31 protein-coding genes and 2 tRNA genes are annotated in these 23,598 nt (G+C 50.6%); 10 read left to right on the forward strand and 23 right to left on the reverse strand.

The window, feature by feature from the left end:
* Window positions 1-300: 300 nt before the first annotated feature.
* A complete protein-coding gene (gene purB / locus V0288_RS07705) occupies window positions 301-1,596 on the forward strand; it encodes an adenylosuccinate lyase (RefSeq protein WP_332864496.1) in 1,296 nt (431 codons plus the stop codon).
* Here the strand turns inward: purB and V0288_RS07710 are convergent.
* The 4 genes from V0288_RS07710 to V0288_RS07725 all read right to left on the reverse strand — a co-directional run bounded on the left by V0288_RS07710 (window position 1,585) and on the right by V0288_RS07725 (window position 5,166).
* A complete protein-coding gene (locus V0288_RS07710) occupies window positions 1,585-2,010 on the reverse strand; it encodes a DUF4332 domain-containing protein (protein ID WP_332864497.1) in 426 nt (141 codons plus the stop codon). The two genes, purB and V0288_RS07710, sit on opposite strands and share 12 nt — an antisense overlap.
* Before the next feature lie 265 nt (window positions 2,011-2,275).
* Window positions 2,276-3,901: a chaperonin GroEL gene (groL, locus tag V0288_RS07715; RefSeq protein ID WP_332864498.1), complete on the reverse strand. Its 1,626-nt coding sequence runs from the start codon at window positions 3,899-3,901 to the stop codon at window positions 2,276-2,278.
* A gap of 193 nt (window positions 3,902-4,094) precedes the next feature.
* Window positions 4,095-4,406, reverse strand: a complete 312-nt coding sequence (groES, locus tag V0288_RS07720; RefSeq protein ID WP_332864499.1) for a co-chaperone GroES — start codon at window positions 4,404-4,406, stop codon at window positions 4,095-4,097.
* A 205-nt stretch (window positions 4,407-4,611) separates the two neighbouring features.
* Window positions 4,612-5,166 carry a metal-binding protein gene (locus V0288_RS07725; protein WP_332864500.1) on the reverse strand — a complete coding sequence of 185 codons (555 nt, stop codon included), beginning with the start codon at window positions 5,164-5,166 and terminating at the stop codon, window positions 4,612-4,614.
* A gap of 58 nt (window positions 5,167-5,224) precedes the next feature.
* Between V0288_RS07725 and V0288_RS07730 the strand changes: the two genes are divergently transcribed.
* A tRNA-Val gene (locus V0288_RS07730) sits at window positions 5,225-5,296 on the forward strand.
* A gap of 715 nt (window positions 5,297-6,011) precedes the next feature.
* Here V0288_RS07730 and V0288_RS07735 read toward each other — a convergent pair.
* Window positions 6,012-6,084, reverse strand: a tRNA-Arg gene (locus V0288_RS07735).
* Between the two features lie 65 nt (window positions 6,085-6,149).
* Between V0288_RS07735 and surE the strand changes: the two genes are divergently transcribed.
* Together surE and V0288_RS07745 are read left to right on the forward strand one after the other, a co-directional pair.
* Window positions 6,150-6,962: a 5'/3'-nucleotidase SurE gene (gene surE / locus V0288_RS07740; protein WP_332864501.1), complete on the forward strand. Its 813-nt coding sequence runs from the start codon at window positions 6,150-6,152 to the stop codon at window positions 6,960-6,962.
* 49 nt (window positions 6,963-7,011) lie between these two features.
* Entirely contained in the window at window positions 7,012-7,626 is a 615-nt protein-coding gene (locus V0288_RS07745; protein WP_332864502.1) for a DUF3727 domain-containing protein, read from the forward strand.
* Between the two features lie 99 nt (window positions 7,627-7,725).
* Here V0288_RS07745 and V0288_RS07750 read toward each other — a convergent pair whose 3' ends face one another.
* The 3 genes from V0288_RS07750 to V0288_RS07760 all read right to left on the reverse strand — a co-directional run bounded on the left by V0288_RS07750 (window position 7,726) and on the right by V0288_RS07760 (window position 9,540).
* Window positions 7,726-8,280: a Uma2 family endonuclease gene (locus V0288_RS07750; RefSeq protein ID WP_332864613.1), complete on the reverse strand. Its 555-nt coding sequence runs from the start codon at window positions 8,278-8,280 to the stop codon at window positions 7,726-7,728.
* Window positions 8,281-8,292: 12 nt separating this feature from the next.
* The gene (locus tag V0288_RS07755) at window positions 8,293-8,685 is read right to left on the reverse strand and encodes a hypothetical protein (RefSeq protein ID WP_332864503.1); all 393 of its coding nucleotides are present in this window, start codon (window positions 8,683-8,685) and stop codon (window positions 8,293-8,295) included.
* Between the two features lie 75 nt (window positions 8,686-8,760).
* A complete protein-coding gene (locus V0288_RS07760) occupies window positions 8,761-9,540 on the reverse strand; it encodes a Crp/Fnr family transcriptional regulator (protein ID WP_332864504.1) in 780 nt (259 codons plus the stop codon).
* A gap of 169 nt (window positions 9,541-9,709) precedes the next feature.
* On the opposite strand from V0288_RS07760, the gene V0288_RS07765 reads away from it, so the two are divergent.
* From V0288_RS07765 to V0288_RS07790, 6 genes are all read left to right on the forward strand, one after another.
* Window positions 9,710-10,768: a sulfate ABC transporter substrate-binding protein gene (locus tag V0288_RS07765; protein ID WP_332864505.1), complete on the forward strand. Its 1,059-nt coding sequence runs from the start codon at window positions 9,710-9,712 to the stop codon at window positions 10,766-10,768.
* 40 nt (window positions 10,769-10,808) lie between these two features.
* Window positions 10,809-11,150 (forward strand): NIL domain-containing protein, encoded by a 342-nt coding sequence (locus tag V0288_RS07770; protein ID WP_332864506.1) that lies wholly within the window; start codon window positions 10,809-10,811, stop codon window positions 11,148-11,150.
* An 81-nt stretch (window positions 11,151-11,231) separates the two neighbouring features.
* Window positions 11,232-12,074, forward strand: a complete 843-nt coding sequence (cysT, locus tag V0288_RS07775; protein ID WP_332864507.1) for a sulfate ABC transporter permease subunit CysT — start codon at window positions 11,232-11,234, stop codon at window positions 12,072-12,074.
* 100 nt (window positions 12,075-12,174) lie between these two features.
* Window positions 12,175-13,038, forward strand: a complete 864-nt coding sequence (gene cysW / locus V0288_RS07780; RefSeq protein ID WP_332864508.1) for a sulfate ABC transporter permease subunit CysW — start codon at window positions 12,175-12,177, stop codon at window positions 13,036-13,038.
* A gap of 81 nt (window positions 13,039-13,119) precedes the next feature.
* Window positions 13,120-14,160: a sulfate/molybdate ABC transporter ATP-binding protein gene (locus V0288_RS07785; RefSeq protein WP_332864509.1), complete on the forward strand. Its 1,041-nt coding sequence runs from the start codon at window positions 13,120-13,122 to the stop codon at window positions 14,158-14,160.
* A gap of 193 nt (window positions 14,161-14,353) precedes the next feature.
* Complete coding sequence (locus tag V0288_RS07790; protein ID WP_332864510.1) at window positions 14,354-14,689, forward strand: hypothetical protein; 336 nt, start codon at window positions 14,354-14,356, stop codon at window positions 14,687-14,689.
* 70 nt (window positions 14,690-14,759) lie between these two features.
* Here the strand turns inward: V0288_RS07790 and V0288_RS07795 are convergent, their stop codons facing one another.
* The 15 genes from V0288_RS07795 to nifN form a co-directional block, all read right to left on the reverse strand.
* Entirely contained in the window at window positions 14,760-16,046 is a 1,287-nt protein-coding gene (locus V0288_RS07795) for a nitroreductase family protein (protein WP_332864511.1), read from the reverse strand.
* The gene (locus tag V0288_RS07800) at window positions 16,030-16,488 is read right to left on the reverse strand and encodes an ankyrin repeat domain-containing protein (RefSeq protein ID WP_332864512.1); all 459 of its coding nucleotides are present in this window, start codon (window positions 16,486-16,488) and stop codon (window positions 16,030-16,032) included. Before V0288_RS07800 ends, V0288_RS07795 begins: the two co-directional genes overlap by 17 nt.
* A gap of 37 nt (window positions 16,489-16,525) precedes the next feature.
* A complete protein-coding gene (locus V0288_RS07805; RefSeq protein ID WP_332864513.1) occupies window positions 16,526-16,810 on the reverse strand; it encodes a hypothetical protein in 285 nt (94 codons plus the stop codon).
* Between the two features lie 26 nt (window positions 16,811-16,836).
* Entirely contained in the window at window positions 16,837-17,328 is a 492-nt protein-coding gene (locus tag V0288_RS07810; protein ID WP_332864514.1) for a hypothetical protein, read from the reverse strand.
* 18 nt (window positions 17,329-17,346) lie between these two features.
* Window positions 17,347-17,637 (reverse strand): ferredoxin III, nif-specific, encoded by a 291-nt coding sequence (fdxB, locus tag V0288_RS07815; protein ID WP_332864515.1) that lies wholly within the window; start codon window positions 17,635-17,637, stop codon window positions 17,347-17,349.
* A gap of 136 nt (window positions 17,638-17,773) precedes the next feature.
* Window positions 17,774-18,127: a hypothetical protein gene (locus V0288_RS07820; protein WP_332864516.1), complete on the reverse strand. Its 354-nt coding sequence runs from the start codon at window positions 18,125-18,127 to the stop codon at window positions 17,774-17,776.
* Between the two features lie 167 nt (window positions 18,128-18,294).
* On the reverse strand, window positions 18,295-18,609 hold the full coding sequence (locus V0288_RS07825) for a 2Fe-2S iron-sulfur cluster-binding protein (protein WP_332864517.1): 315 nt from the start codon (window positions 18,607-18,609) through the stop codon (window positions 18,295-18,297).
* A 40-nt stretch (window positions 18,610-18,649) separates the two neighbouring features.
* Complete coding sequence (locus V0288_RS07830) at window positions 18,650-19,015, reverse strand: HesB/IscA family protein (protein ID WP_332864518.1); 366 nt, start codon at window positions 19,013-19,015, stop codon at window positions 18,650-18,652.
* Window positions 19,016-19,070: 55 nt separating this feature from the next.
* Complete coding sequence (locus V0288_RS07835; protein ID WP_332864519.1) at window positions 19,071-19,868, reverse strand: HesA/MoeB/ThiF family protein; 798 nt, start codon at window positions 19,866-19,868, stop codon at window positions 19,071-19,073.
* Between the two features lie 4 nt (window positions 19,869-19,872).
* On the reverse strand, window positions 19,873-20,232 hold the full coding sequence (nifW, locus tag V0288_RS07840) for a nitrogenase-stabilizing/protective protein NifW (protein WP_332864520.1): 360 nt from the start codon (window positions 20,230-20,232) through the stop codon (window positions 19,873-19,875).
* Entirely contained in the window at window positions 20,229-20,459 is a 231-nt protein-coding gene (locus V0288_RS07845) for a CCE_0567 family metalloprotein (RefSeq protein ID WP_332864521.1), read from the reverse strand. The genes nifW and V0288_RS07845 overlap by 4 nt, the downstream gene beginning before the upstream one ends.
* Before the next feature lie 92 nt (window positions 20,460-20,551).
* Window positions 20,552-21,031, reverse strand: coding sequence for a NifX-associated nitrogen fixation protein (locus V0288_RS07850; protein ID WP_332864522.1), 480 nt, complete (start codon window positions 21,029-21,031; stop codon window positions 20,552-20,554).
* Window positions 21,032-21,174: 143 nt separating this feature from the next.
* Window positions 21,175-21,576 (reverse strand): nitrogen fixation protein NifX, encoded by a 402-nt coding sequence (nifX, locus tag V0288_RS07855; protein WP_332864523.1) that lies wholly within the window; start codon window positions 21,574-21,576, stop codon window positions 21,175-21,177.
* Between the two features lie 19 nt (window positions 21,577-21,595).
* On the reverse strand, window positions 21,596-22,105 hold the full coding sequence (locus V0288_RS07860) for a DUF269 domain-containing protein (RefSeq protein ID WP_332864524.1): 510 nt from the start codon (window positions 22,103-22,105) through the stop codon (window positions 21,596-21,598).
* Window positions 22,106-22,190: 85 nt separating this feature from the next.
* Entirely contained in the window at window positions 22,191-23,597 is a 1,407-nt protein-coding gene (nifN, locus tag V0288_RS07865) for a nitrogenase iron-molybdenum cofactor biosynthesis protein NifN (RefSeq protein ID WP_332864525.1), read from the reverse strand.
* Between the last annotated feature and the right edge of the window lies 1 nt (window position 23,598).

Here is a 23,598-nt window from a genome sequence, read left to right on the forward strand (position 1 = left end):
TTCGGAAGTAATAAACGCGAGCGAAATTCCGATTCGATCGCGCGCTCAAGTAAAGATAAATCGGTTTCACGTAAAATTTTGGAGCGAATTTTTCTGTATTCCTCCTCCTAACTCCTGCCGAAAAGCGGTCAGCGGTCAGCATTCAGCTAATCGCTCTTAAATAGTAGCTAAGGCTAAAAAACTCGCCTCTTAAAAGCTGATAGCCGGACGCTGATAGCTAAAAGCCTCCTGACTCCTGACTCCTCTTCCCCCGTCCCCCCCGATCCGATACAATTATCGGTTGTATTCCATGAGATAAACGTGATCGAGCGTTATACCCTCCCCGCGATGGGGAATCTTTGGACGGATAGATATAAGTATCAAACGTGGCTAGAAGTCGAAATAGCCGTCTGTGAGGCACAAGCGGAATTAGGGTACATCCCGCGGGAAGCGGTAGAGGAAATTAAAGCCAGGGCGAATTTCGATCCCGATCGGGTGTTAGAAATTGAAAAGGAAGTGCGTCATGACGTGATCGCTTTCCTGACGAACGTGAACGAGTACGTCGGGGACGCGGGACGCTATATCCATCTCGGGTTAACCAGTTCCGATGTGCTGGATACCGCCCTATCCCTGCAAATGGTGGCGAGTTTAAACCTGATTCTCGAACAGTTAGAGGATTTTATCCAGGCGCTCCGCTATCGGGCGCAGGAGCATCGGAACACGGTGATGGTCGGTCGTTCCCACGGGATTCACGCCGAACCGATTACTTTCGGTTTTAAACTGGCGGGATGGCTGGCGGAAGTTCTCCGCGGTCGCGATCGTCTTATCCGTCTCCGCAAGGATATCGCCATCGGTAAAATCTCCGGCGCGGTGGGAACCTACGCCAATATCGACCCCCGTATCGAGGCGCTCACCTGTCAGAAATTGGGACTGGAACCGGATACGGCCTCGACTCAGGTGATCTCGCGCGATCGCCACGCCGAATTCGTGCAACAATTGGCGCTACTGGCCGCCTCGATCGAGCGTTTCGCCGTCGAGATCCGTAACCTGCAAAAAACCGACGTGCTGGAAGTGGAGGAATTTTTCTCCAAGGGGCAGAAAGGCTCTTCCGCGATGCCCCACAAACGCAACCCCATCCGCTCCGAACGCTTGACCGGGATGGCGAGAATGGTGCGCGCGCACACGGTCGCCGCGCTGGAAAACGTCGCCCTCTGGCACGAGCGGGACATTTCCCATAGTTCCGTCGAGCGCGTCATGTTGCCGGACGCTTGCATTTTAACGCACTTTATGCTATACGAGATCACCGAACTGGTGAAGAATCTCCTCGTCTACCCCGAGAACATGAAACGTAATATGAACGTTTACGGGGGGGTGATCTTCAGTCAGCGGGTGCTATTAACCCTCGTCGGTAAGGGAATCAGCCGCGAGGAGGCGTATAAAATCGTTCAGGAAAACGCCCATCGAGCTTGGAACACCGAGAACGGCAATTTTCACGATTTTATCGCCGGCGATGAACGGGTGAAAGCGATTCTCTCCACCGCGGAAATCGAGGAGTGTTTCGATCCGACCGTTCACCTCAAACATCTCGACACGATTTACCAGCGTCTAGACATTTAATCTTCTGCCCGTTTCCAAAGAACGCGCCTCCTCGATCCATTTCCGAACTAACTCGACGGGGGGGCAAAAGTCTTTACTTTGAAACGTGGCCACCTGAAAACGGAGGATCTGACGGTGGAGACGGGGGACGGGAACGCTCGTGAGTTGTAAGGCCGAGGCGATCCCCGAGTGTAGGAGTAAACCGCAATACTGACAGCCCACGCTGGGTAAACGGGCGAGATCCGCGAGGGCGGCCCATTTATTGATGTATTGCAGGTGAATTTGTAGTCGCGCCGCGAGAGATTGTTTTAGCCGGGGGGTTTTCGTTTCGAGTAACAATTCGCGGGTGTTGACGATGCCGCGGGTTTTGAGATCCGTCGATTGCTGGGAACTCAAACCCGGTAAGTTCTCGATCGGCCAGTAACAGGGTTTCATGAGATCGGTTGCGGAAAGGTTAGGAAAGGCAAGGTAGAGCTACGAGATAGTCACGTCCGTACAGGAGGCAAAAACGGGATGGAGAGCGCGAGACCGTTCGCTCTCGAAAAAATCACGTTGGTCATCCGACGCTAAAAAGTGTGAAGAAGCAAGCTGTTGTCTACTTCTATTTTACCCGCAAAATCAAAAGACCCGATCTCTATATCGAGAGATCGAGTCGATCGTTAACTCACGTTAAATTGAACGAGGGGACTAACGACGGGAATTAGTAGTCGAAGTCACCACCACCGGCGGGCGCGGCGGCTTTTTCTTTCTCGGGTTTATCGACGACGATACATTCGGTGGTGAGAACCATCCCGGCGATCGAGGCGGCGTTTTGCAGGGCCGAGCGGGTCACTTTCGCGGGGTCAACGATCCCGGACTCGAACATATCGGAGAATTCTCCGCTGGCGGCGTTGTAACCGACGTTAAACGGTTTTTCTTTGACGCGTTCGGCGATAACCGCGCCGTTTTGACCGGCGTTCTCGGCGATGCGTTTTAGGGGAGCGGCGATCGCGCGGGAGACGATCAGCGCGCCGGTTAACTCTTCGTTGACGAGGCTATCTTTCGCCCAGCCTTCTAACTCGGGCGCGAGGTGCGCGAGGGTGGTGCCGCCACCGGGAACGATCCCTTCTTCCACGGCCGCTTTGGTCGCGTTGATCGCGTCTTCCAGGCGGAGTTTGCGGTCTTTCATCTCGGTTTCGGTCGCGGCGCCGACTTTGATCACGGCCACACCGCCCGCGAGTTTGGCGAGACGTTCTTGCAGTTTTTCTTTATCGTAGGAAGAATCGGTTTCCTCGATCTGGCGGCGGATTTGCTCGCAACGGGCTTTCACACCGGCCTCGTTACCTTCGGCGACGATCGTGGTGGTATCTTTGGTCATGGTGATGCGACGGGCGGTTCCAAGGCTGTCGAGCTTGGTAGCTTCCAGTTTCAGACCGGCATCCTCGCTGATCACTTGACCGCCGGTTAACACGGCGATATCTTCGAGCATGGCTTTGCGGCGATCGCCGAAACCGGGGGCTTTCACCGCGGTGACGTTGAGAACGCCGCGCAGACGGTTGACCACGAGGGTGGCGAGAGCTTCTTTCTCGATGTCCTCGGCGATGATCACGAGGGGTTTACCCTGACGCGCGACCTGTTCGAGAACGGGAACGAGGTCTTGAACGAGGCCGATTTTTTTATCGGTGATCAGGATGGCGGGATCGTCGAAGACACATTCCATGCGCTCGGTGTCGGTGACGAAGTAGGGGGAGATGTACCCTTTGTCGAAGCGCATCCCTTCGGTGATTTCTAATTCGGTGGTCATGGATTTCCCTTCTTCGAGGGAGATCACGCCTTCTTTACCGACTTTATCCATCGCGGAGGCGATCATCTGACCGACTTCATCATCGTTACCGGCGGAAATCGCGCCGACTTGGGCGATCGCTTTGGAATCTTCTACCGGTTTCGCGTGTTCGGCGATTTTGCTGACGAGGAAATCGGTGGCTTTGTCGATACCTTTTTTCAGGGCGATCGGGTTGGCTCCCGCCGCCACGTTGCGTAAACCTTCTTTAACGATCGCGTGGGCGAGAACGGTGGCGGTAGTGGTTCCGTCTCCCGCGACATCGTTGGTTTTCGAGGCGGCCTGACGGATCAGGGCTACGCCGGTGTTTTCGATATGGTCGTCGAGTTCGATTTCTTTGGCGATCGTGATCCCGTCGTTAACGATCTGGGGCGCGCCGAATTTTTTCTCTAGCACCACGTTACGACCTTTGGGGCCGAGGGTTACGGCGACGGCTTCCGCGAGTAAGTCCATGCCTTTTTCCAGGGCGCGGCGAGCATCTTCGTTGTAGATAATTGACTTAGCCATAGGTTATCGTTATTCGTGCGAGTTGTAGTGGTTTCGGAAAAATGAACTATCGTTCAGAATCGGGCGGTAGAAGGAATCGGAACTATCCGGTTAATCCGTCGGGATCGAAGCTCGATGAGTTTGAAACTCCTGACTCCTGACGACTGGCTCCTGACTCCTCATCCCGACGAAAAATGCTGGAATCTAAGCCAGATTAGGCAACAGCCGCGAGAATGTCTTTTTCGGACAGGAGAACGTATTCTTCACCGCCGAGTTTGATGTCGGTTCCGGCGTATTTGGAATAGAGAACTTTATCGCCGACTTTCACTTCTAGGGGGGCGCGACTGCCATCGTCGTTGCGTTTGCCAGGGCCGACCGCGACCACTTCGCCGATCTGGGGTTTCTCTTTGGCGGTGTCGGGGAGTAAAATACCACCGGCGGTTTTTTCTTCCGAGGGGCTAACTTTGACGAAAACTCGATCGCCTAGGGGTTTAACGGTCGCCACGTTGATGCTGATTGCTGCCATGAAAGATCCTCCGTGTTTCTTCAATCGAGGGTAAGTGTCGCTTTTTTAGATTAGCACTCTTCCCTTCCGAGTGCTAATTTAGCGAACTTGGGATTCTCCCGGCAACCGCTCGATCGGTACGGTTTCCCGAACTAGCGAGGGATTTTTCCAACTTCCGGCTCTTGAATTCTCTCCCGTCGGGAGATTCGGTTTTTCGCCCGCGAGTTTATTTCCGTCGCGTCCGCGAAGGGGATCGTTTTCGGGAAGGTTTGGTTTTCGCTCGTTTTTTCCGTTTGATCGCCGAACCGATCCAATCGCTGAGGCTGTGACTCATCGCGCCCAATTCCAGGCCGACGAGAAAAGCGATCGATTCGCGGGGGTATCGCGCGTAGAAATCGATCGCTCGTTCCGGGAAAGCGCGCCAATCGGGAACGATCGCCCCGAATAGTTGCAGACACCCCAACGCGACGATCGCGACCAAGAGGAGAAAACTACCGAAGTAAAACAGACGGAACAGCGTACCGACGATCGGCCCGTGGGACAGCCAACCGCGATGGCGGATCATCGATCGATAGGGAAGCCATAGCCAGCGTAGGATTCCCCAGCGCTTGTACTGTACGGAGTGGATGTCGAGATCCGGCCCGAACATAAAGCCGCTAAACAGGTAACTTCCCGCTAATAACAGGGTTAAAGCCCCGCTACCGCTGACGAGGAAACCCATCCCGGCGATCGGGGGTAAAAAGAGGAGCGTCAGGCGATCGTGAGTTTTACCAGAAGGCATCGATCGAAAAAAAAGATACTTTTTTCAAAATCTATGCTATACTAGATAAAGTGCATTCGGGCGTTTAGCTCAGCGGTAGAGCGCCTGCCTTACAAGCAGGATGCCGGGGGTTCAAATCCCTCAACGCCCATCCCTTGCATTACTCGTCGTCAGGTATTTTCCACGCCCATCATCCAGCTTCTAAGGCGGGGTCACTCGGCTCGACTATAAGCCTACTAGGAAAAATTTGTCAATTCCCTCCCCCATTCCCCGAGCGGGAGGCAGTACCTATCAGTAAAGCTGATAGGGAAATAGATCTAAGTTTGATAAATTCCTAGGTGCTAAACAAACATCGATTTTACGATGGGTTTTCGCCCCCTAGAAGACACGATAGGGGACTGAATGAAGGGGAAACCGTACCGACCGAGATCGCGCACTTGAACGGCGAAATGGCTGAAAGGTATCTATAGCAAGGGTTCGGTCGATACACGCGCACTACATATATGCTATGCACTCTTGACAGACGTAATACGCTTAGAGTTGACCTAAGTAGCGTGAACCGAATAGTCAAACCGAGAGAGATATCGCGACGGCGATCGTGATAGCGTGAGTGTCGAAATGGTGGAGACCATGCCAGTCACGTTCCCTCACCGGGATGGGTACCGTGTCTGTCAGGGCTATTTTCGGGGCGATCGCGTTACCGCCTAGAGACTTCCCGGTGTGATTATCGACCGCTACCGATAGGTAGTTGACAAATTTTCACTTTTATGCAAGTCGCTTAAGGGAGAGAGTTGAGAGAGAGCGACTAGGTTTCGGTCGCGCGTGTTGGGCGAGAGAGTCCCTAGCTCGATTGATTTTAGGGAAAACGAGTACGGAGGGAGTCGAACCCCCGACACCCAGGACCGGAACCTGGTGCTCTATCCTCTGAGCTACGTACCCACGATAACTTTCCAGAATACTATTATAGAATACTACGATCGAACGCGGTAAAAATTCTCTCCGGCATGACCACCGAATCGCTCCACCTACTGATCAGTAACGATGACGGGATTTCCGCGCTCGGAGTCCGGACTTTGGCGAACACGCTGGCGGGCGCGGGGCATCGTGTCACCGTGGTCTGTCCCGATGGGGAGCGATCGGCCACCGGACACGGGTTAACGCTACACCATCCCATCCGCGCGGAGCGAGTGGAGGGCATTTTCCATCCGAACGCGGTCGCCTGGTCCTGTTCCGGGACTCCCGCGGACTCGGTGAAATTCGCGCTCAGTGGCGTTTTAAAAGAACGTCCCGATCTCGTTCTCGCGGGCATCAATCACGGTTCCAATCTCGGCACGGATATTCTCTATTCGGGGACGGTTTCCGCCGCGATGGAGGGCTTGATCGAGGGGATTCCCAGCATCGCCATCAGTCTGGCCAGTTTTACCGTTGTCGATTTCCAACCGGCCGCCGATTTCGCCCTGTCGCTGGTGACGAAAATCGCCCGTCATCCCTTTCCGGTTCCCACCCTACTCAATGTCAACGTTCCCGCGGTGAGCGCGTCGGCCATCCGGGGGGTGCGGATCACCCGTCAGGGATTGCGGCGCTACGAGGAAACCTTCGAGAAACGTCTCGACCCGCGGGGAAAAAGCTATTACTGGTTGGTGGGGGAGGTGGTCGAGGATATAGAACAGCCGGACTACACGCACCTACCGTCGGAGGTTCCCACGGACGTGCGGGCGATCCGCGAGAATTTTATTACTATCACCCCCCTGCAATACAATTTGACCGACGCTCGCGGTTTTCAACACCTACAGGAGAATCCTTGGTTTGACCCCTAGGGGATACATCTCGTGATATTCTGGTTCAATCAATACCGTTCGCGCTCCTATGGCCCCCTCTCAATTTGATTTTGAAGAAGAATTTGAAGAAACGCCGATCGTGACCTTATGGGATGAACAAGGTCGATCGCTGGATTGCTATCTTGACAAAGAATATACCCCTCCCGGCCGCAACGCTCTCACCTATATTCTCCTCGCTCCCGTCGATACTCCCGTGATGATCCTAGCCTGGGAAGAAGAGGCCGAGGATGAAGAATCCGACGCGTTTTTAATCGAGGATAGCGAGGAGATCGAGAAGATTTTCGCGGACGCGAAAGCGGTCTTGGCGGAGTTGGATCTCCAGCTAAAATTTACCGCCCATACTTTGACGGTGAGCGGTGAATTACCCCCGCTAGAGGACGATAATGTTCTTAGTCTGGAGATAGATTCCGAGGGACAAACCACCGAAGAGCCGGAAGAATTACAATTCTTGGCGAGCTTCTTTTTCGAGGATCAAAAATACTCGATCTATACCCCGCTCGCTCCGCTTTTGTTCCTGGCCACTTCGGACGAGGATAGAAAAAAAATAGAATTGCTTTCTCCCGATGACGAGGAACTCCAGCCGATTCTCGAAGAACTTCTCTTCGATGAACTCGAAGATCAACTCGACGATGGACTCGAATAAAACGGGGAGATTCTCCTGTTCTCGCGGTCGGGAAAAACGCGGGTTCAACGCTATCGATGGGACGAGAATCCCGATCGATTTCCCGTATCTCTCGGTTGACTAGATCTGTAACCACGCGAACACCCGATCGACGGTTAGTTCGATTTCGATGCCGGGTAAAATCGGTAAGGATGTCTCTCCCCGGAATATTTCAATTCGCTGTTCGGGAAAGATCGCGAGAATGATTTCTTCGATCGGGTTGATTAACCACCCTAATTCGGTACCGTACCGCGAACATAATAATAGATTTTCTAATACTTTGGTCAAGCTTCGATCGGGAGATAGTATTTCGATCGACCAATCGGGAGCGCTCTCGAAACGGTTCGCTACCCGTCCGCTCGCGTCGCGGGGAATCCCTTCCCAGCGGAATACCGCCACATCGGGAACGATAGCGTGACCGCCGAATATACAGCGTAATTCTGGAAATGCACAGGCAATTTTCGCGGGTTCGGCTATTTGATTGACCGTCGAACAGAACTTGTATTGTAAGCGGCTGTGTTCTCCTCGCGGCATGGCTTTTTGGTAAATTTTTCCGTGAATAAATTCGGAGGCCGGCCGCGTTTCGGGAAGTTGTAAAAATGCCTCTAAAGTGAGATTTCGGGGCGCGGTTTGCAGGGTACTTTTCGTTTACGATTCTCTTTCCACATCGATCGCTTGGACGGGAATCTCGATCGCTTCCACGTCGATCGTGTCGGGGGGTAGAACCCGCGTGAATTTTCCACCCTCGACTTTAATCGGTTCGCCACAGTTGGGACACTGGCACTCGCTCCGATTAAAACCGGTGAACTCGTAATTGCAGGCCGGACAGCGATCCTCGACGAGATTTTTCCGGAGCCACCAACGGAACCCCCACCAGCCGATAACGGGAGCGATCGTTAAAAACGCGACGAAAATTAAAAAACCGTTGACGATCCAGCCCAACCCGATCGAGCCTAACAATAATCCCATCAAAATCAGGGAAACCAGACACCCTAACCCCGAATCGTTGACAGAATAGGTACGGAAAAAATTGTTATTCATCGATCGGCCCCCGATAGCCTCGTTCCAGAGATTCCTTTCTAGTGTATCTCGCCCCGTTAACGATTCGGGAGCGAGTTACCGTAGAGGCCACCAGTTCACTTTATCCCGCGTGGCGCTGTAGACTTCCTTGAGGGCTTCCGGATCGAGAACCCGGATCGCGTCGCCGGAGGGATCGATCTCGATCGCTCCTACCTGTTGCATTCCTTTTAATACCTGTTCCACGGTGCGTTGATTGAGTTGGCAAGCGCGGGCGATCACGTCCACCGGCAGATCGAAGGTGTAAATTCCCTCTTTATCCGGTTGACTGCCTAACTCTCTTTCCTGATAGATGAGGGCGCGCAGTAAGGTGGCGACCGCTTGCGGGGGATAACTGCCACAATTGAGCAGGTGATACTCGAATTTCTGCCGGAGTTCAAAGAGAAGACGGTAACGTTCTCGGAAGAGTTCGTTATCGGCGTGGATGCGCTCGATCGCCTCTAGGGGGATTTTGATCACGTTGGTGGTTTTATAGGATTCCACGAGACAGGGAAAAGCCCGGCTCGCCAATCCGTAACTAAACGGTAGACTCCGTTGCCCGAAACAGCCGCCGGGGTAGGTAATGGCGATCACCCGATCGAGCGGGGTACTGCGAACGATCACCAATCCCTCATCCAAAATGACATACAAAACATCTAGAAATTCATCCGGAAGAAACGCCGTGTAGACGGGACGGTTGGAAAACAGCTTCTCTACCTTGAGCGCGTCGGCGTTTAAATACTGGCTTAACCAAGCCTCTTCTAACCCCTTGAACAGAAAACTGCCCCGAACGAGTTGTTGGATGGGGTTGGGTTTCGTCGCTTTGGCACTCTTAGCCATACTCTCGATCGTAACGCTGGAGACACTTCTATCTTCGCACAGTTCCCCGATCGCCCGTCGCGTTCTGGAATTGAATCGTAAATGTATTGAAATTTGAGTCGATATACTATAGGATTGAACCACGTCTGAAAAAAGAAACGAACGAACTGTGAACCGGGAGTGAACGACCATGCAACCATCGCGATCTTTTTTATCCCTAGTGCTGACGGGCGCGATTGTCGGGGGAACGCTGGTATCTTGCAGTTCCTCCTCGAATACCGCCAATACCGCCAATACCGCGACCGATAGCGAGGGACCGGTCAACCTAACGCTGGTTTCCTACGCCGTCACTCAAAGCGCCTACGAGAAAATCATTCCCAAGTTCGTCGAGCAGTGGGAGAAGAAGACCGGGCAGAAAGTGACTTTCGAGCAGAGTTACGGGGGATCGGGTTCGCAAACCCGCGCCGTGATCGACGGCTTAGAGGCGGATGTGGTCGCTCTAGCGCTGGCACTGGACACGAAGAAAATCGAGCAAGCGGGTTTAATACAGCCAGGATGGGAAAAAGAAGCGCCGAACGATTCGATCGTGACGAAATCTGTCGGGGCGATCGTTACCCGCGATCCGAGCGTGAAAATCGATAAATGGTCGGATCTCGGCAGTGGAAAATTTAAAGTAATTACCGCTAATCCGAAGACTTCCGGGGGAGCGCGCTGGAATTTTCTCGGTCTCTGGGGTTCGGTAACAAAAGCCGGGGGAAACGAACCGGCCGCGGAAACTTTCGTCGAGAACGTGTTTAAAAATGTCCCGGTTCTGCCGAAAGACGCGCGCGAGGCTAGTGACGTGTTTTTTAAACAGGGACAGGGAGACGCGTTGATTAACTACGAGAACGAGATGATTCTCGCGGGACAGAAAGGGCAGAAAGTATTCTACTCCGTTCCCACCGATTACAATATCTCGATCGATAGTCCCGTCGCCGTTGTCGATAAGAATGTCGATAAACACGGCACCCGTAAAGTTGCGGAAGCTTTCGTAGAGTTTCTCTTCACTCCCGAAGCACAGGAAGAGTTCGCGAAAGTCGGTTTCCGTCCCGTCGATCCCACGGTCGCGAAAGAGTACGCGGAGAAATTCCCGAAAATTAAAAATCTTTTTACGGTTGCCGATCTCGGGGGCTGGGATAAGATTCAAAAACAATTTTTCGAGGACGGGGCTACTTTCGATAAAATTCTCACGAAAGCGGGTAAAAAGTAATCGGATAGCGGCTTAGAAATAATCCAAGGAGGGTAAGAGTATGACGATTGATCGACAGTGGCAACCGGTAAATAATCCCGAGACGGATTTACATCTCGATCACTCCGGACTGGATCGACCGACCAGCCGACGGATCAAGATTCGCGTTCCCAAAAGTTATATCGATGAACCGATTATTTCCCGGTTAGCGTCCCATCACAATCTGGACGTGAATATTATCTCCGCGTTACTCGGTTCGCCGAACAGGAATGATGGTTGGTTCGATTTACAATTACAGGGAAATTCGAGAGCGATCGAGGACGCGATCTTCTATCTTTCCGAACGGGACATCGAGATCTGGTACGATTCCGCGCACGTTCTCGATGAATCCGATGATTGGTAAAGTTTAGCGATCGGCTATCAGCTTTTCATGGATTGGTTTACTCGAAAAGCTGATTATTAATCTTTAAAAATTACGAACAGAATGACTAACCCACAAACTTCTATATCGAAAACCAATCCCCTCAAAATAATTTCTATTCCCTGGGCGATCACGGTTAGTTATCTCGTGATCCTCCTCGTTTTACCCGCGCTGGCACTTTTTACTAAATCCCTGACGTTAGAATTTTCCGAATTCTGGCGGATCGCCACTCAACCCGTCGCTCTATCCGCGTATAATGTCACCTTCGTGACTTCTTTAGCGGCGGGATTAATTGATGGGGTTTTCGGAACTTTAATCGCTTGGGTGTTAGTTCGCTATCAATTTTTCGGGAAGAAATTTATCGATGCCTGTGTCGATCTTCCCTTCGCGTTACCGACTTCCGTGGCGGGTTTAGTTTTGGCGACCGTGTATAGCGATAACGGCTGGATCGGACAGTTATTCGCCCCTTTCGGCATCAAGATCGCCTTTACCCGTTTGGGAGTATTTGTCGCCATGTTATTTATCGCGCTTCCCTTCGTGGTGCGGACATTACAACCGGTTTTACAGGAACTAGAAAAGGAAGTCGAAGAAGCGGCGTGGTCGTTGGGTGCGTCGGAATTTGAAACTTTCATCCGGGTGATTTTCCCCCCGCTTTTACCCGCGATTTTAACGGGAGTCGCGCTCGGTTTCGCGCGGGCGATCGGCGAGTACGGTTCGGTGGTAATTATCTCTTCTAATATTCCCTTCAATGACCTGATAGCGCCCGTTTTAATCTTTCAACGTTTGGAAGAATACGATTACACCGGGGCGACGGTGATCGGGATGGTTTTATTACTGGTTTCCCTCTTCATGCTGTTCGTGATTAACTTCCTACAGCAATGGGGACAGAAATACACGATTAAGTAGGGGGCAGGAGTAAAACCGCCTGTAATCTGTAGATTTTACCATTGAAACCTTATCGGAATAAAAACGCTAGTAAAAATTGAGTTAGCCTACACGATCGAGTATGAGTACGATTCCCTTAGAAAACCCGACACCGAAAATCGAGCGATCGAAATCGTTTAACTTTAAACCGATTTTGATCGCCATCGCCCTGATCTACCTCGCCTTACTGTTATTAGTCCCCGCGGCGGCGGTTTTTTATTACGCCTTCCGAAAGGGATTTCAAGCCTTTCTAGAAGCGTCGGGAACCCCGGACTTTATCGCGGCGGTAAAATTAACCGTGATTATCGCCCTGATCTCGGTTCCTTTAAATACCATTTTCGGACTATGCGCGGCGTGGGTGATCGCCCGAAATCAGTTCCGCGGGAAAACTTTTTTAATCAGTTTGATCGATCTTCCTTTCGCCGTTTCCCCTGTGGTCGCGGGTTTGATGATCGTCCTTCTCTACGGTCGTAACGGCTGGTTCGGCCCGTTTCTGGAAAATACCGACATTAAAATCCTTTTCGCGTTGCCCGGAATGGTTCTAGCGACGATTTTCGTGACCATGCCCTTTGTCGCGAGGGAGGTGATTCCCGTTCTAGAAGAAATCGGTTCGGAACAGGAGGAAGCGGCGCGGACTTTGGGGGCGAGTGACTGGCAGATTTTCTGGCGCGTTACCCTGCCGAGTATTCGTTGGGGGTTGATGTACGGTGTCCTGTTGACGAACGCGCGGGCGATGGGCGAATTCGGCGCGGTTTCGGTGGTTTCCGGGAGTATTCTCGGCAGAACCGCTACGTTACCGATTTTTGTCGAACAGGCTTATAAAAATTATCTCACCGAGGCGGCTTTTAGCGCGGCGGCGATCTTGGCGTTATTGGCGGGAGTTACTTTGATTATTAAAGAAATTCTCGAACGGAAAACCGATCGAAAACTCAAAGGAAAATCGTGATCGATATTTTTTCCCTCTCCCGTCGGTGAGTTACGCTTCGCTAACCCCCCTTACACCTAAACTTTACACTCCAAAAAAATTATGAGTATTGTTGTCCATCAAGTTTCTAAACGTTTCGGTAGTTTTCAGGCTTTAAACGAGATTAATCTGACGATTCCCGAGGGAAAGTTGGTCGCGCTGTTGGGGCCGTCGGGATCGGGGAAATCGACGCTGTTGCGATCGATCGCGGGTTTAGAGAATCCCGACACCGGTTCGATTATTATCAACGGTCAGGACACCACGCGGATCGATCCCCGGCGGCGAAATATCGGTTTCGTTTTCCAACATTACGCCCTGTTTAAACACCTCACCGTCCGCCAGAATATCGCTTTCGGCTTGGAAATTCGCAAGCATAAGCCACAGGGCATTAAAAAACGGGTCGAGGAGTTATTAGACTTGATCCAACTACAAGGATTGGGCGATCGCTATCCCGCGCAACTATCGGGAGGACAGCGGCAGAGAGTCGCCCTAGCCCGCGCCCTCGCCATCCAACCGAGTGTTTTACTCCTCGATGAACCTTTCGGGGCGCTGGATGCCAAGGTGAGGAAGGAATTACGGGCGTGGTTGCGGCGTTTACACGAGGAAGTCCACGTTACCAGCGTTTTCGTCACCCACGATCAAGAGGAGGCGATGGAAGTGGCGGACACGATCGTTGTCATGAATCACGGACAGATCGAACAGGTGGGATCTCCCGCGGAAATTTACGATCATCCCGCGACTCCTTTCGTGATGGAATTTATCGGCGAGGTGAATATTTTACACGGAATGACGGGTTTATCTCAGCATTCCTCGAACTCGCGAGTGTTTATCCGTCCCCACGATCTGGAAATTCTCCCGGAAAAAGACGGGGAAAGTAGCCGCGCGACGGTGAAACGGGTGATCCATCTCGGTTGGGAGATTCAAGTAGAGTTAGGGCTGGTGGACGGTTCGATCGTGATGGCGTGTCTCGGTCGCGAAGAGTACAACCGATTGCAGTTAGAACCCGGTAAGCAAGTGTGTATTAAACCGAAAAAAGCGACTTTCTTGAGTGATTTCGAGAAAAAAGGACACAAGTTAGAAGAAGTCATCGATTACTCGATTTAGCCTTGCAAAACCTCGTGTTTCCGTTCGAGAAGGAATGTGAAGAGAGATGGCGATCGAAGCGATCGGGGCGAGAGAACCGTTATTCTAGAGATGGGTCTCTCGCGGTTGATGTCGATCGCTCGATAAAATTTCCGGAATGCGGCGCCGCGAAGTGGAGATATAGATCATGTAACTTCCATCCACGATCGAGATTATGTTAGCTAGATTTATCGGGTTAGTCTTCATCCTACTCGCCATTTACCTGCTCGGTCAGAATATTTACTTCACCACCAATGTTTCTCCTTACTGGTGGCGGGGGATCGCGGCCGATGGCTCGATTCTGTTTTTAACCGCGGGAATTGTCTTATTATTTTTCCTACCAGGTTTTGGGAAATCTTTGGGATGGATCGCTCTGGCGGTGGGAATTCTACTCGTATTTCTCAGTAGTCGAGCGATCCTGAATCCGACTAGCTTATGGCAATTTTGTCTATCAGCCGCTAGTTTTGCTGGTGGGTATCAATTGATAACGACGGGGAGAATTAATTTATAGGTGAAAGCGGCAGGGAAGCGGAAGAGATAGAGAAGTAACGCCGACTTCCTTGCCATTTATTGTTTCCGTTTTATCTGCCGATCGCCATCGCGTAGAGAATATCTCGATCGGTTCCTAAAAACTCCGCGGTCTCATCATCGAAATACGCGCCGATCCCGCTACAATCGATCGCCAAAACGCGCGAGGCTAGATACAATCTTTGACCGATATAACCCGCTATCTGTACCGCGGTTTGATAGTTTTCGTAACGGGACGCGAAAAAGAATGTTACCGCGCTGTCTCTGGCGATCGCTTGATTGACGCAGAGATATTTCGCTCTCTCGCCAAAGTCTCCCGCTTGTAATAGTTTTTCACCCCGATAAAGCCCCATTTCTAAGCCGTCAACGCGATGGATGACGGAATAAATCTCGATCGATTCCTCGCTTTCGGTGGGGATCGACGCGGTTAAAACCCGGTAAATTTCTTGATAATCGGCTAGGGAAATCGAACCTTTCCGAAAACAACGAGCCGATCGACGGTTCAGGATCGTTTCTAAGTTTAAATCCGTGTAGGGAGAGATCGATCGAATCCGTTTATAGGGAATCGTTTGATTCGTGGTGGTTTCCCGATAGCCCATCTCGACAAAAGAATTCGGTTCAAAATAATCGGTCGCGCTGACGAAAGGAATTTTCTCCCGGAGTCGTCGGACGGATTTTTCTTTCCCCTCTCCCGCGATGACGCAAGCGGTGATGAATTCTTTATTTTCTAACCCTAGATCGGTGTTCAAGCCGATTTTATCGAAGTCGAAAAGGATTTGTATATCGCGTTGGTGGGCGATCGCCGATGCCTCGATCGCCCCGAGATGATGCCCGCTATCGAGGAAACAATAGCGTACACTCCGGTTTTTATATTTCCAACTCGAACGGAAATATGCACAACCTATCAAAAAAGTCAAGCCATTAATTAAGGTATTCTCAAAAAGATAGCTATCGATGCCATCGTCGATTAATTCATAAATTAACGTTAAACATTCTGTCTCTATTTCCAGATGATAGATCCCGTCGATCATTCCTTTAATGCCACGAATCTGGATATAGATTTCCGTGGGATACAGCGCACCCGCGGAGGGATTTACCCGTAGAAAATAATCGCCGTCCCGATAACTTTTCCGGAAACTGATCGCGCTGGTGTGGCGGATAAAAGAGTGAACGGGATTATCGGGTTCTAGAGGGAATCGACGGTAGAAACGGGGATAGCGTTTATAAACGGAGGGTTGTGTCGAGGAATCGACGTAATTGGGATCGATCGAGACGGAGAGATAGGAATGTTTGGTTCGATCGTGATAGGTTTTCCCGAGGCTTTCAATTTGCTGTAGCATTTCGCAAGAGCCTCAAAATTTCCACGTTATTCGCGAAATCCACTGCTTGAAAATCGTCGAGATTTTTTAGGTTCAAATCCGCACCCGCTTTTAGGAGAAGTTGAACGACGGGTGTTTTCCCGGCGGACGCGGCGTACATTAAAGCCGTCGCCCCGTTATCGTTCTGGTTGTCGATAGGAATTCCCGCGTCGATGAGGATTTGAATTAAATCGTAATAGTTGCCGAAACAGGCGAACCAGAGGGCGTTATTCCCGTCATTATTTTTCAGATCCAGATCGACTTCTGCCTCGATTAAATCCCGAACGATCGCTGTCTCTCCCTGCCTCGTGGCTTTCATTAAAGCCGTGTCGCCGTTTTCTCCCTTCCAGTTTAAATCATCGGGATTATAGCGATTAGATTCTAACCATTGCAGGGTATTTTTCGCCAGTGAATAGGTTTTCATAGAAAAAATTAGGGTGGGCATTGCCCACCGAATCTGATTACACGGTAGCGGGTGCGGGTTCGTATAAACCTAGTTCGATCGAGAGTTGACGGGCGATAAAAATTAGGAATCTCGCGCCGTCTTGATTATCCTCGTGAGCCATCATGGTAGCCACGCGCATTAGGGTAGTAATAAAGCCCGGATCGATCAGATCGAGATGCGAGTCTAACACTCCGGGTTCTTCTCCACTGGGACAATTCATCAATTTGGTGATGAGATCGTAATAGGCTTCGAGACGTTCTTCGGGAATGGTGGTAGTGGGGGTATCGATCGCTTGAGTCATGGTGTTTTCCTGTCCGGATAATAGAGTTAATCGTCCGCTTCCGGTTCCGCGGTTAAAACCTCGAAAACCGTGGTGGCGCAGAATTCCCGCTTAGTATCGATCTCTTTAATTCGAGAGGTGATCAGGGTGGCTTCTTCTAGGCGATTTAGTTTCGCTAAAAGATAACCTTTCCCCGCGTAAGCGTTGGTAAAGAGACGGATAGCGGGTTCTCCCCCTCGGGTGAGGAGAATCGGTTTGAGTTCTTCCCAAGAGTCGGGTAAGTTCTCGTCTTCTCGAACCATATTCAGAACTCGATCGGCAATTTGTAGGGCGATCGCCGCTTTACTTTTATAGAAAAAGAAACGATATGCGCCGATTAAAACGTTGGCATTTTTCCCCGCTAGGGCTAATGCCTCGTTAATGTATTTTTCCGAGAGTTCGGTATTTTCCCAGTTATCCGCCGCGAGAACTAAAAGTTCTTTCACTTCGGGAGGGGCATCGTACCACGAATATTGTTCTTTGGTGGCTGTGGCTGGCATGGGTAGTCGTTTCGTCCTCTAATTATTCTGCGCTTCGTGGGTGTAGCAATTTTTGGGACAGATCCGCGAGCAAGCCTGACAACCGATACAGAGATGACCGTTAGCGATCGTCATCACTTTCCGCACGATTTCCCCGTCGTCCTCGTCGATAAATTCTCCATCTTCGTTCAAGGCTTGTAACTCCAGAATATTCCGTCCACAAACCTTAAAACAACGACCGCAACCGATACATTTTTCCTGATCGATTTCTTTAACGAATTTCGGTTCCCAAGTTAGTCCGCCTTGGGTAGTTCCAGTTAACGTGGCCATAGTGTTCTCCTGGTAGGGATAGGTGTTCGATCGGGGTTCGTCAGTTTTTCACTAACGATTCAAGAGAGATTACGCTACTACTTGAATTCTAGCTTTCTTGGAGAGATCGAAAAAGTTTTTTCCGAACATTTTGGATTTACAAATTAAATCTTTGAAGCGCGACCCAATAGATCTCTAGCCAGAGACGGGGATTCTGTTCTTTTAATTTCGACATCGGATCGCGAATGATTTTCGAGGCGTTCATTAACACCGCGTCCGTTAATCCCATATTTTCGGCCACTTCTCGAAGATCTCGATGGTGCTTGTATACCGATTGAATCAATTCGTCCGGACAATAAATCCCGATGTAATAACAACGCTTGCCCAATCTTTCTATAAAACAATCTATAACTTTTACGTGACAATAATCGATTAAGCTACCCGCCCGAGGATAGTATTTATGAATAATTTCAAGGTATTCTTGAGCGAGTTTTTCGGGTAGGGTTGTCATAATATTTTCGAGGTAAATCTGAAGAGGTGAGTATGAGTAAAATCATTTGAAATTCCGTGGTTATAAAGGATGAGTGTTTAGCTTTCAGCTTTTTTTCAAGATGAAATCTCTTTAGCGATCGAGGAAGCGCGGGAAGGCGATCCCCGCGCCACATTGTAAACGAGGCTTTACACTAGATAGGCTTCTTGGTGGGTGCGGATCGTGCAATCGGAACGGGGATAAGCCACACACAACAGCACGAATTTTTTACCGATCTGATCCTCATCTAAGAAAACCTGATCGTCTTGGTTGACTTCGCCCTCGTCGATACGACCGACGCAACTGGAACAGGAACCCGAATGACAGGAAAAGGGTAAGTCTAATCCCGCTTCTACCGCCGCGTCGAAAATCGTGGTATCGTCGGGGACATCGATCGTCACATCGATTTCCGCGGGTTTATTTTTCTTGCCTTTGATGAGGCGAACTTTGTAAGTCGTGGTCATGGTTTTGTTCTCCTTTAGTGTGGGGAAAAGTTAGAAAAATTTAACTACAAGGTTCGGCGGCGGGGGTGCAATCACCGGCGGAAAAAGATTTCCCACAACCGCAACTATCGGTCGCGTTGGGATTGCTAAAAACGAAACCGCTTTGAGTGAGGCTTTCCACGAAGTCGATCACCACGCCATTGATGAGGGGATCGCTTTTGGGATCGACATAGATCGGTACTCTGTCCTGTTCGTAAACGAAATCATCGCTGTTGGGCGCGTCAACGATATCGAGGGCGTATTCGTAGCCACTACAACCGCCATCTTTTACCCCGACTCGAACGCCTTTTTCGCTCGTTTCGGTGACGGCCGTTTTCAGGAAAGTACGCAAACGGAAGGCGGCTTTTTCGGTCAGAATCACGGTCATTGTCGGGGACTCCTTGGGTAGTAAAAAAAGGAATATTTTAGTTAGAAAAGCGGGGTTAAAGTCGGACTAACTCCGGTTCGAGGGCGCACGCGTTGACCTTATCCTGAACCCTTACCCGACCACACACGGGACAGTCGGGATCGTGATAGGGGCGACGTTTGGCGAAGGTGGTGTTGGCGAGATCCATCGTTAACAGTTGTCCGTAGAGGGGTTGTCCCAATCCGGTCAGATGTTTGATCGCCTCCAGCGCAGCGAGACAGGCGAGGGTTCCGGAAACCGCGCCCAGTACCCCGAAACCCCAGCGATCCCAAGCGGGTTTTTCCGGGAAAATGCAGGAGAGACAGGGGGTAAAACCGGGTACGATCGTGGTGAGATACGCTTCCATGTCGCACATAGCCGCCTCGACCATCGGGGTACGCCAACGAACGCAAGCATCGTTGAGCAGATCCCGTTCATCGAAGTTGAAGGCGCAATCGATGGCGATATCCGCGTCGCGCACCAATCGATCGACGTTCTCCGCGGTAACATATTCGGGAATGGCCTCGATCTCGATGTGGGGGTTAAATTTTGCGAGCGTTTCTTTCGCTTTAAAAACCCGTAGGTTTCCCACCCAATCATCCGTCATTAATATCTGACGGTTCATGTCGTCGAGGCGCAATTCCCCCCCGCGAACTAATATCAATTTGCCGATACCGGCCGCCGCGAGATAGAGGGCGACGGTTCCGCCTAAACCACCTACCCCGGTGACTAACGCCGTGGAAGATTTGAGGATTTTCTGACCCGCTTCGCCGAATCCAGGAAGCATGATCTGGCGTTGATAACGCTCTAGTTCGTGGAGGGTTAATTCACTCATCGCGCTACATTACTCCCGGTGTCGCGGTGGTTTCTACGCCGCCGATATCGCCCAATAAAACGATATTTTTCGGTCGATCGTTGAAGACCTTAAACAGTTTGGTTTCGAGAGGGCTAGAGGAGAGGAAAACCTCGTAGGCTTCCGTTAGGGCTAATTTATATTTTTCCAGTCTTTCGGTTTCGTCGAGATCGGGAAAAGCTTCATCGACTTGTTTTAACAGGATCGAGAACTGTTTGAGGATATGTAACCGATTGACGTTGACAAAATGTTGATCGAAAGAGATGTCGAAGAAATTGAGATAATCTTCGGCGTTAGTCAGGGCTTTAAAGTCGGTCAGTGTTTTCGTCAAGGTAGTGCTAGTCATCGTGTTTGCTTCTCCCATTGTTTGAGTTGGGTTTTCAGTCGATCGATCTCCTGATAGATCTCGAACGTCTTCGCCGCTTCTTCGGGAAGTTTCTCGAAATCGGTCGGTAAACCTTCCGCGAGATCGTGCAAGTCCATTTTCATCTGACCCGCTTTACTGTTCAGACGTTTGATCCGATCTTTCAGGCTATCGATTTCCTCTCGGGTCGGTATGGTTTCAGCGCTCATACAGATTACCTTTTCGATGCTATACAACTCTGGCTCGATCGCCCGTACTTCCTCGGTATATCTTTAGAATTACGAGCGATATAATCTCTCGATTAAACGTCGGCCGCTTCGGGGAAACGTTGGATAAATTCAACGCCAGATTTGGTTAATTTTTCTCCTTCTTCGGCGAGCTTTTCATAGGACTCGAATCCGAAGCGTTGCGCGTCGCGGAGGGTACGGCTAACGACCATTAAGCGACCCGTCCAAATTAACGCCCAACCGAATCCCTCGTGGCTTAGATCGATAACTACCTGGCATAATTTACCGGTTTCTTTCTCGATATTAGCGGCGATCGCGCGGTAGAAAGAAAGGACTCGTAATTGGGTTACGGGATCGACATCGCCATCGACGGAGATCTCTTTCTTTTTCTTTTTACTCACCACGAAAGAAGCGAGAACCACGCGATCTTCCCAACTGCGGAACGTTCCGTAATGGTCTTGGGCGCGCATCTGGCGAGTGAGTTCCTGTAGGAAAGCGTTGTTGGCGACAAAGGCGTTTAAAGCTTCGATTTCGGGGGTAATTGTCGTGGTCATAGTTGTTCGGTTCGTGAATTAAGTGATAGGGAAAAATAGGAAATAGAGAACAGAAGTTCACTCGGTAAAATTCATCATCTATTCTCTATAAACTGCCATCATTCAACTTTTAGTGGTTTTAAAAGCTGAACGCTGAAAGCGAATCAATCCTCATCGTCAAAGTCTAAAGACTTCGATTCCTGTTGGATAATTTTGCGTAACCACGGGGGAGGGTTCCCCTTGAGGGTTTTGACTAATTCGTTAAGAATGTCGTCAATTTTCTCTTCCTCGCTTCGGGCTTTAATCGGGGTGACTTTGTGTTTGATCAACCGCGCCGCCGCGCTACCGCCGATCGTGGAGACGTAGACAATGGCGCAATCGCTTAACGCTTCGATCTTGGGAACTAATTTATCTTCGTTTCCGTTTTCTTCTAAATCACCCCCGAAGACAAAGGTATTGAGAAAGTTAAATCCATCGGGCGAAACATCGTAGAGATCGATCTGTTTAGCCGAGCCGAAGTGAGCGTTGATATGTACGTTGTCGCTCGTAGTAAAGGCAACTTTCATCAGCTTACTCCTGATAGAATTAGTAAAATTGATGGATTCTCGTCACGGCGGAATCGATGAGTTTTTCCGCTTCGATAACAAGCCTGTCGATCGAGTCAAACCCGAAACTTTGAATTTTCGGCAATAATTCATTGACCACCAGTAAATTCCCGCAACAGATTAACGCGGAACTAACTCCCTGATGGTTAAGGTTGAGAAAGACGCGGGTAAGTTGTCCGGTTTGGCGCTCGATCGTCTTGGCGATCGCCTGATAGTAGGCCGCTACCCGTAGGGAAATCAATCGATCGATCTCCGGATTTTTCACATTCGATCGCTTTCCCGAAATCACCCAGGAGTGTAACAGAGATTCCGTAGAATACTGCCGATAATTTCCCGACGGATCTTGTTGGCGAAATTCTCGGATTAATTCCTTGACAAAAGGATGATCTTCACCATCTTCTCGCGGGACTACGGGTGCGGGAACAACCCGGAGACGGGGACTTTTTGGGGGGCTTTTTTTCGGTTTCTCTAAGACAGCTAGACGATTCATTGGATTTACCTGGGATTCCGTGACGGGATTGAAAAGATCGATCGAAATATTCGCAGAAAAATTAACTCCTAACTCCTAACTCCTCCTAATGATGCGCGTTCGCGACCTCGTAATCGAGAAGCATATTCCCCACGTCGAAAAGGAATTGCATCGTTCCCCGGTAGCCGACGTGACGACGATGACCGTTACCGAGTCGATCGTAAATGGGATAACCCATGCGATAGAGGGGAATTCCGAGCTTTTTCGCCAGCGCGTCACCGTGGGAATTGGTGATTAATAAATCCGCGCCGTCGGCCATCATTTCCAAATCTTCCAGATCGCCGATCGTCACCGATTCGATCGGTAAATCCTTTAAAAGAGGCGATTTCGTCGGCGTTACCGCGGCGTGAATTTCCACCCCCATCTCGTGCAGTAACCAACTGGTTTGATAGAGTAAATCCGGTTCCAATCCCAGCGCGACCCGTTTGCGACCGAAATAGAAATGCGTGTCGAGGATCGCGTCCTGTAGTTGTCGGCGTTGACGTTTATATTTATCGGGAACCTGCGGGGGGATCTCTACATGAGGATCGTGGCGGGAGTTGACGATCTGTGCCAATCGCCAGAGGAAACTATCGATCGCTTTCAACCCCGCTAACCGAGGGAACAATTCATACTGAATCCCGAAACGCGCTTTCAGAATTTCCGCCGCGGTACGCATCGATTCCCCGATCGCCAGCGTATAAATAGAACAGTGCATCTGTCGCAATTGTTCCACCGTCGCGCCCCCGGTCGTAACACTATGAAAATCATCCTCTAAATGCCCGTCCAAAGAACCCGCCAGATCGGGAATCATCAACGGTTTCAAACCGAAAGCCTCGACCATCTCCTTAATCTCCTCCACGTCACCCGGCGCTAACATCGGACTGGCGAGGATAGTGACTTGCGGGTGCGTGTGGCTCGACGGGGGGCAGGGAAGCGCGGAATAACCAGCCGGAGGAGTAACGAGAACGTTATTCGTGTAAATTTCGGGATTAGTCCCGTAATCCGTCGCGACGATCGATTCCACCGCCGCCGCGAATCCATCCTGCATCGCCCCCTTATAATCCGGGGTAGAAACGTAAATAATCGGTATATTGTCCCATTCCGGGCGACGTTTGCGGATAGATTTCAGGATACCGACCATATCCTCCCCGCGAGTCTCCGTTAAACCCGTGGTTAGTAAACTAATCATCGCGGGTTTCGACTTTTCGAGCAGGACAGCGATCGCCGTTTCAATATTGTCCTCGCCCCCTAAAACCGTACTCACCTCGTTCATCGCCGTGGTAGACAGGGGAATCGCCTCGCGGAAATGGCGCACTAATAAAGTCTTGGCGAAAGCCGTACAACCCTGCGAACCGTGAAATAAGGGAACGGTTCCTTTCAATCCTAAAAAAGCCAAAGCCGCGCCGAAAGGTTGGCTTAATTTCAAAGGATTAACGGCGACCGCTTTTTTCGGAGTGGTGATAGTAGTCATG

This window comes from Pannus brasiliensis CCIBt3594 (assembly GCF_036688125.1).
Lineage (GTDB): Bacteria > Cyanobacteriota > Cyanobacteriia > Cyanobacteriales > Microcystaceae > Pannus > Pannus brasiliensis.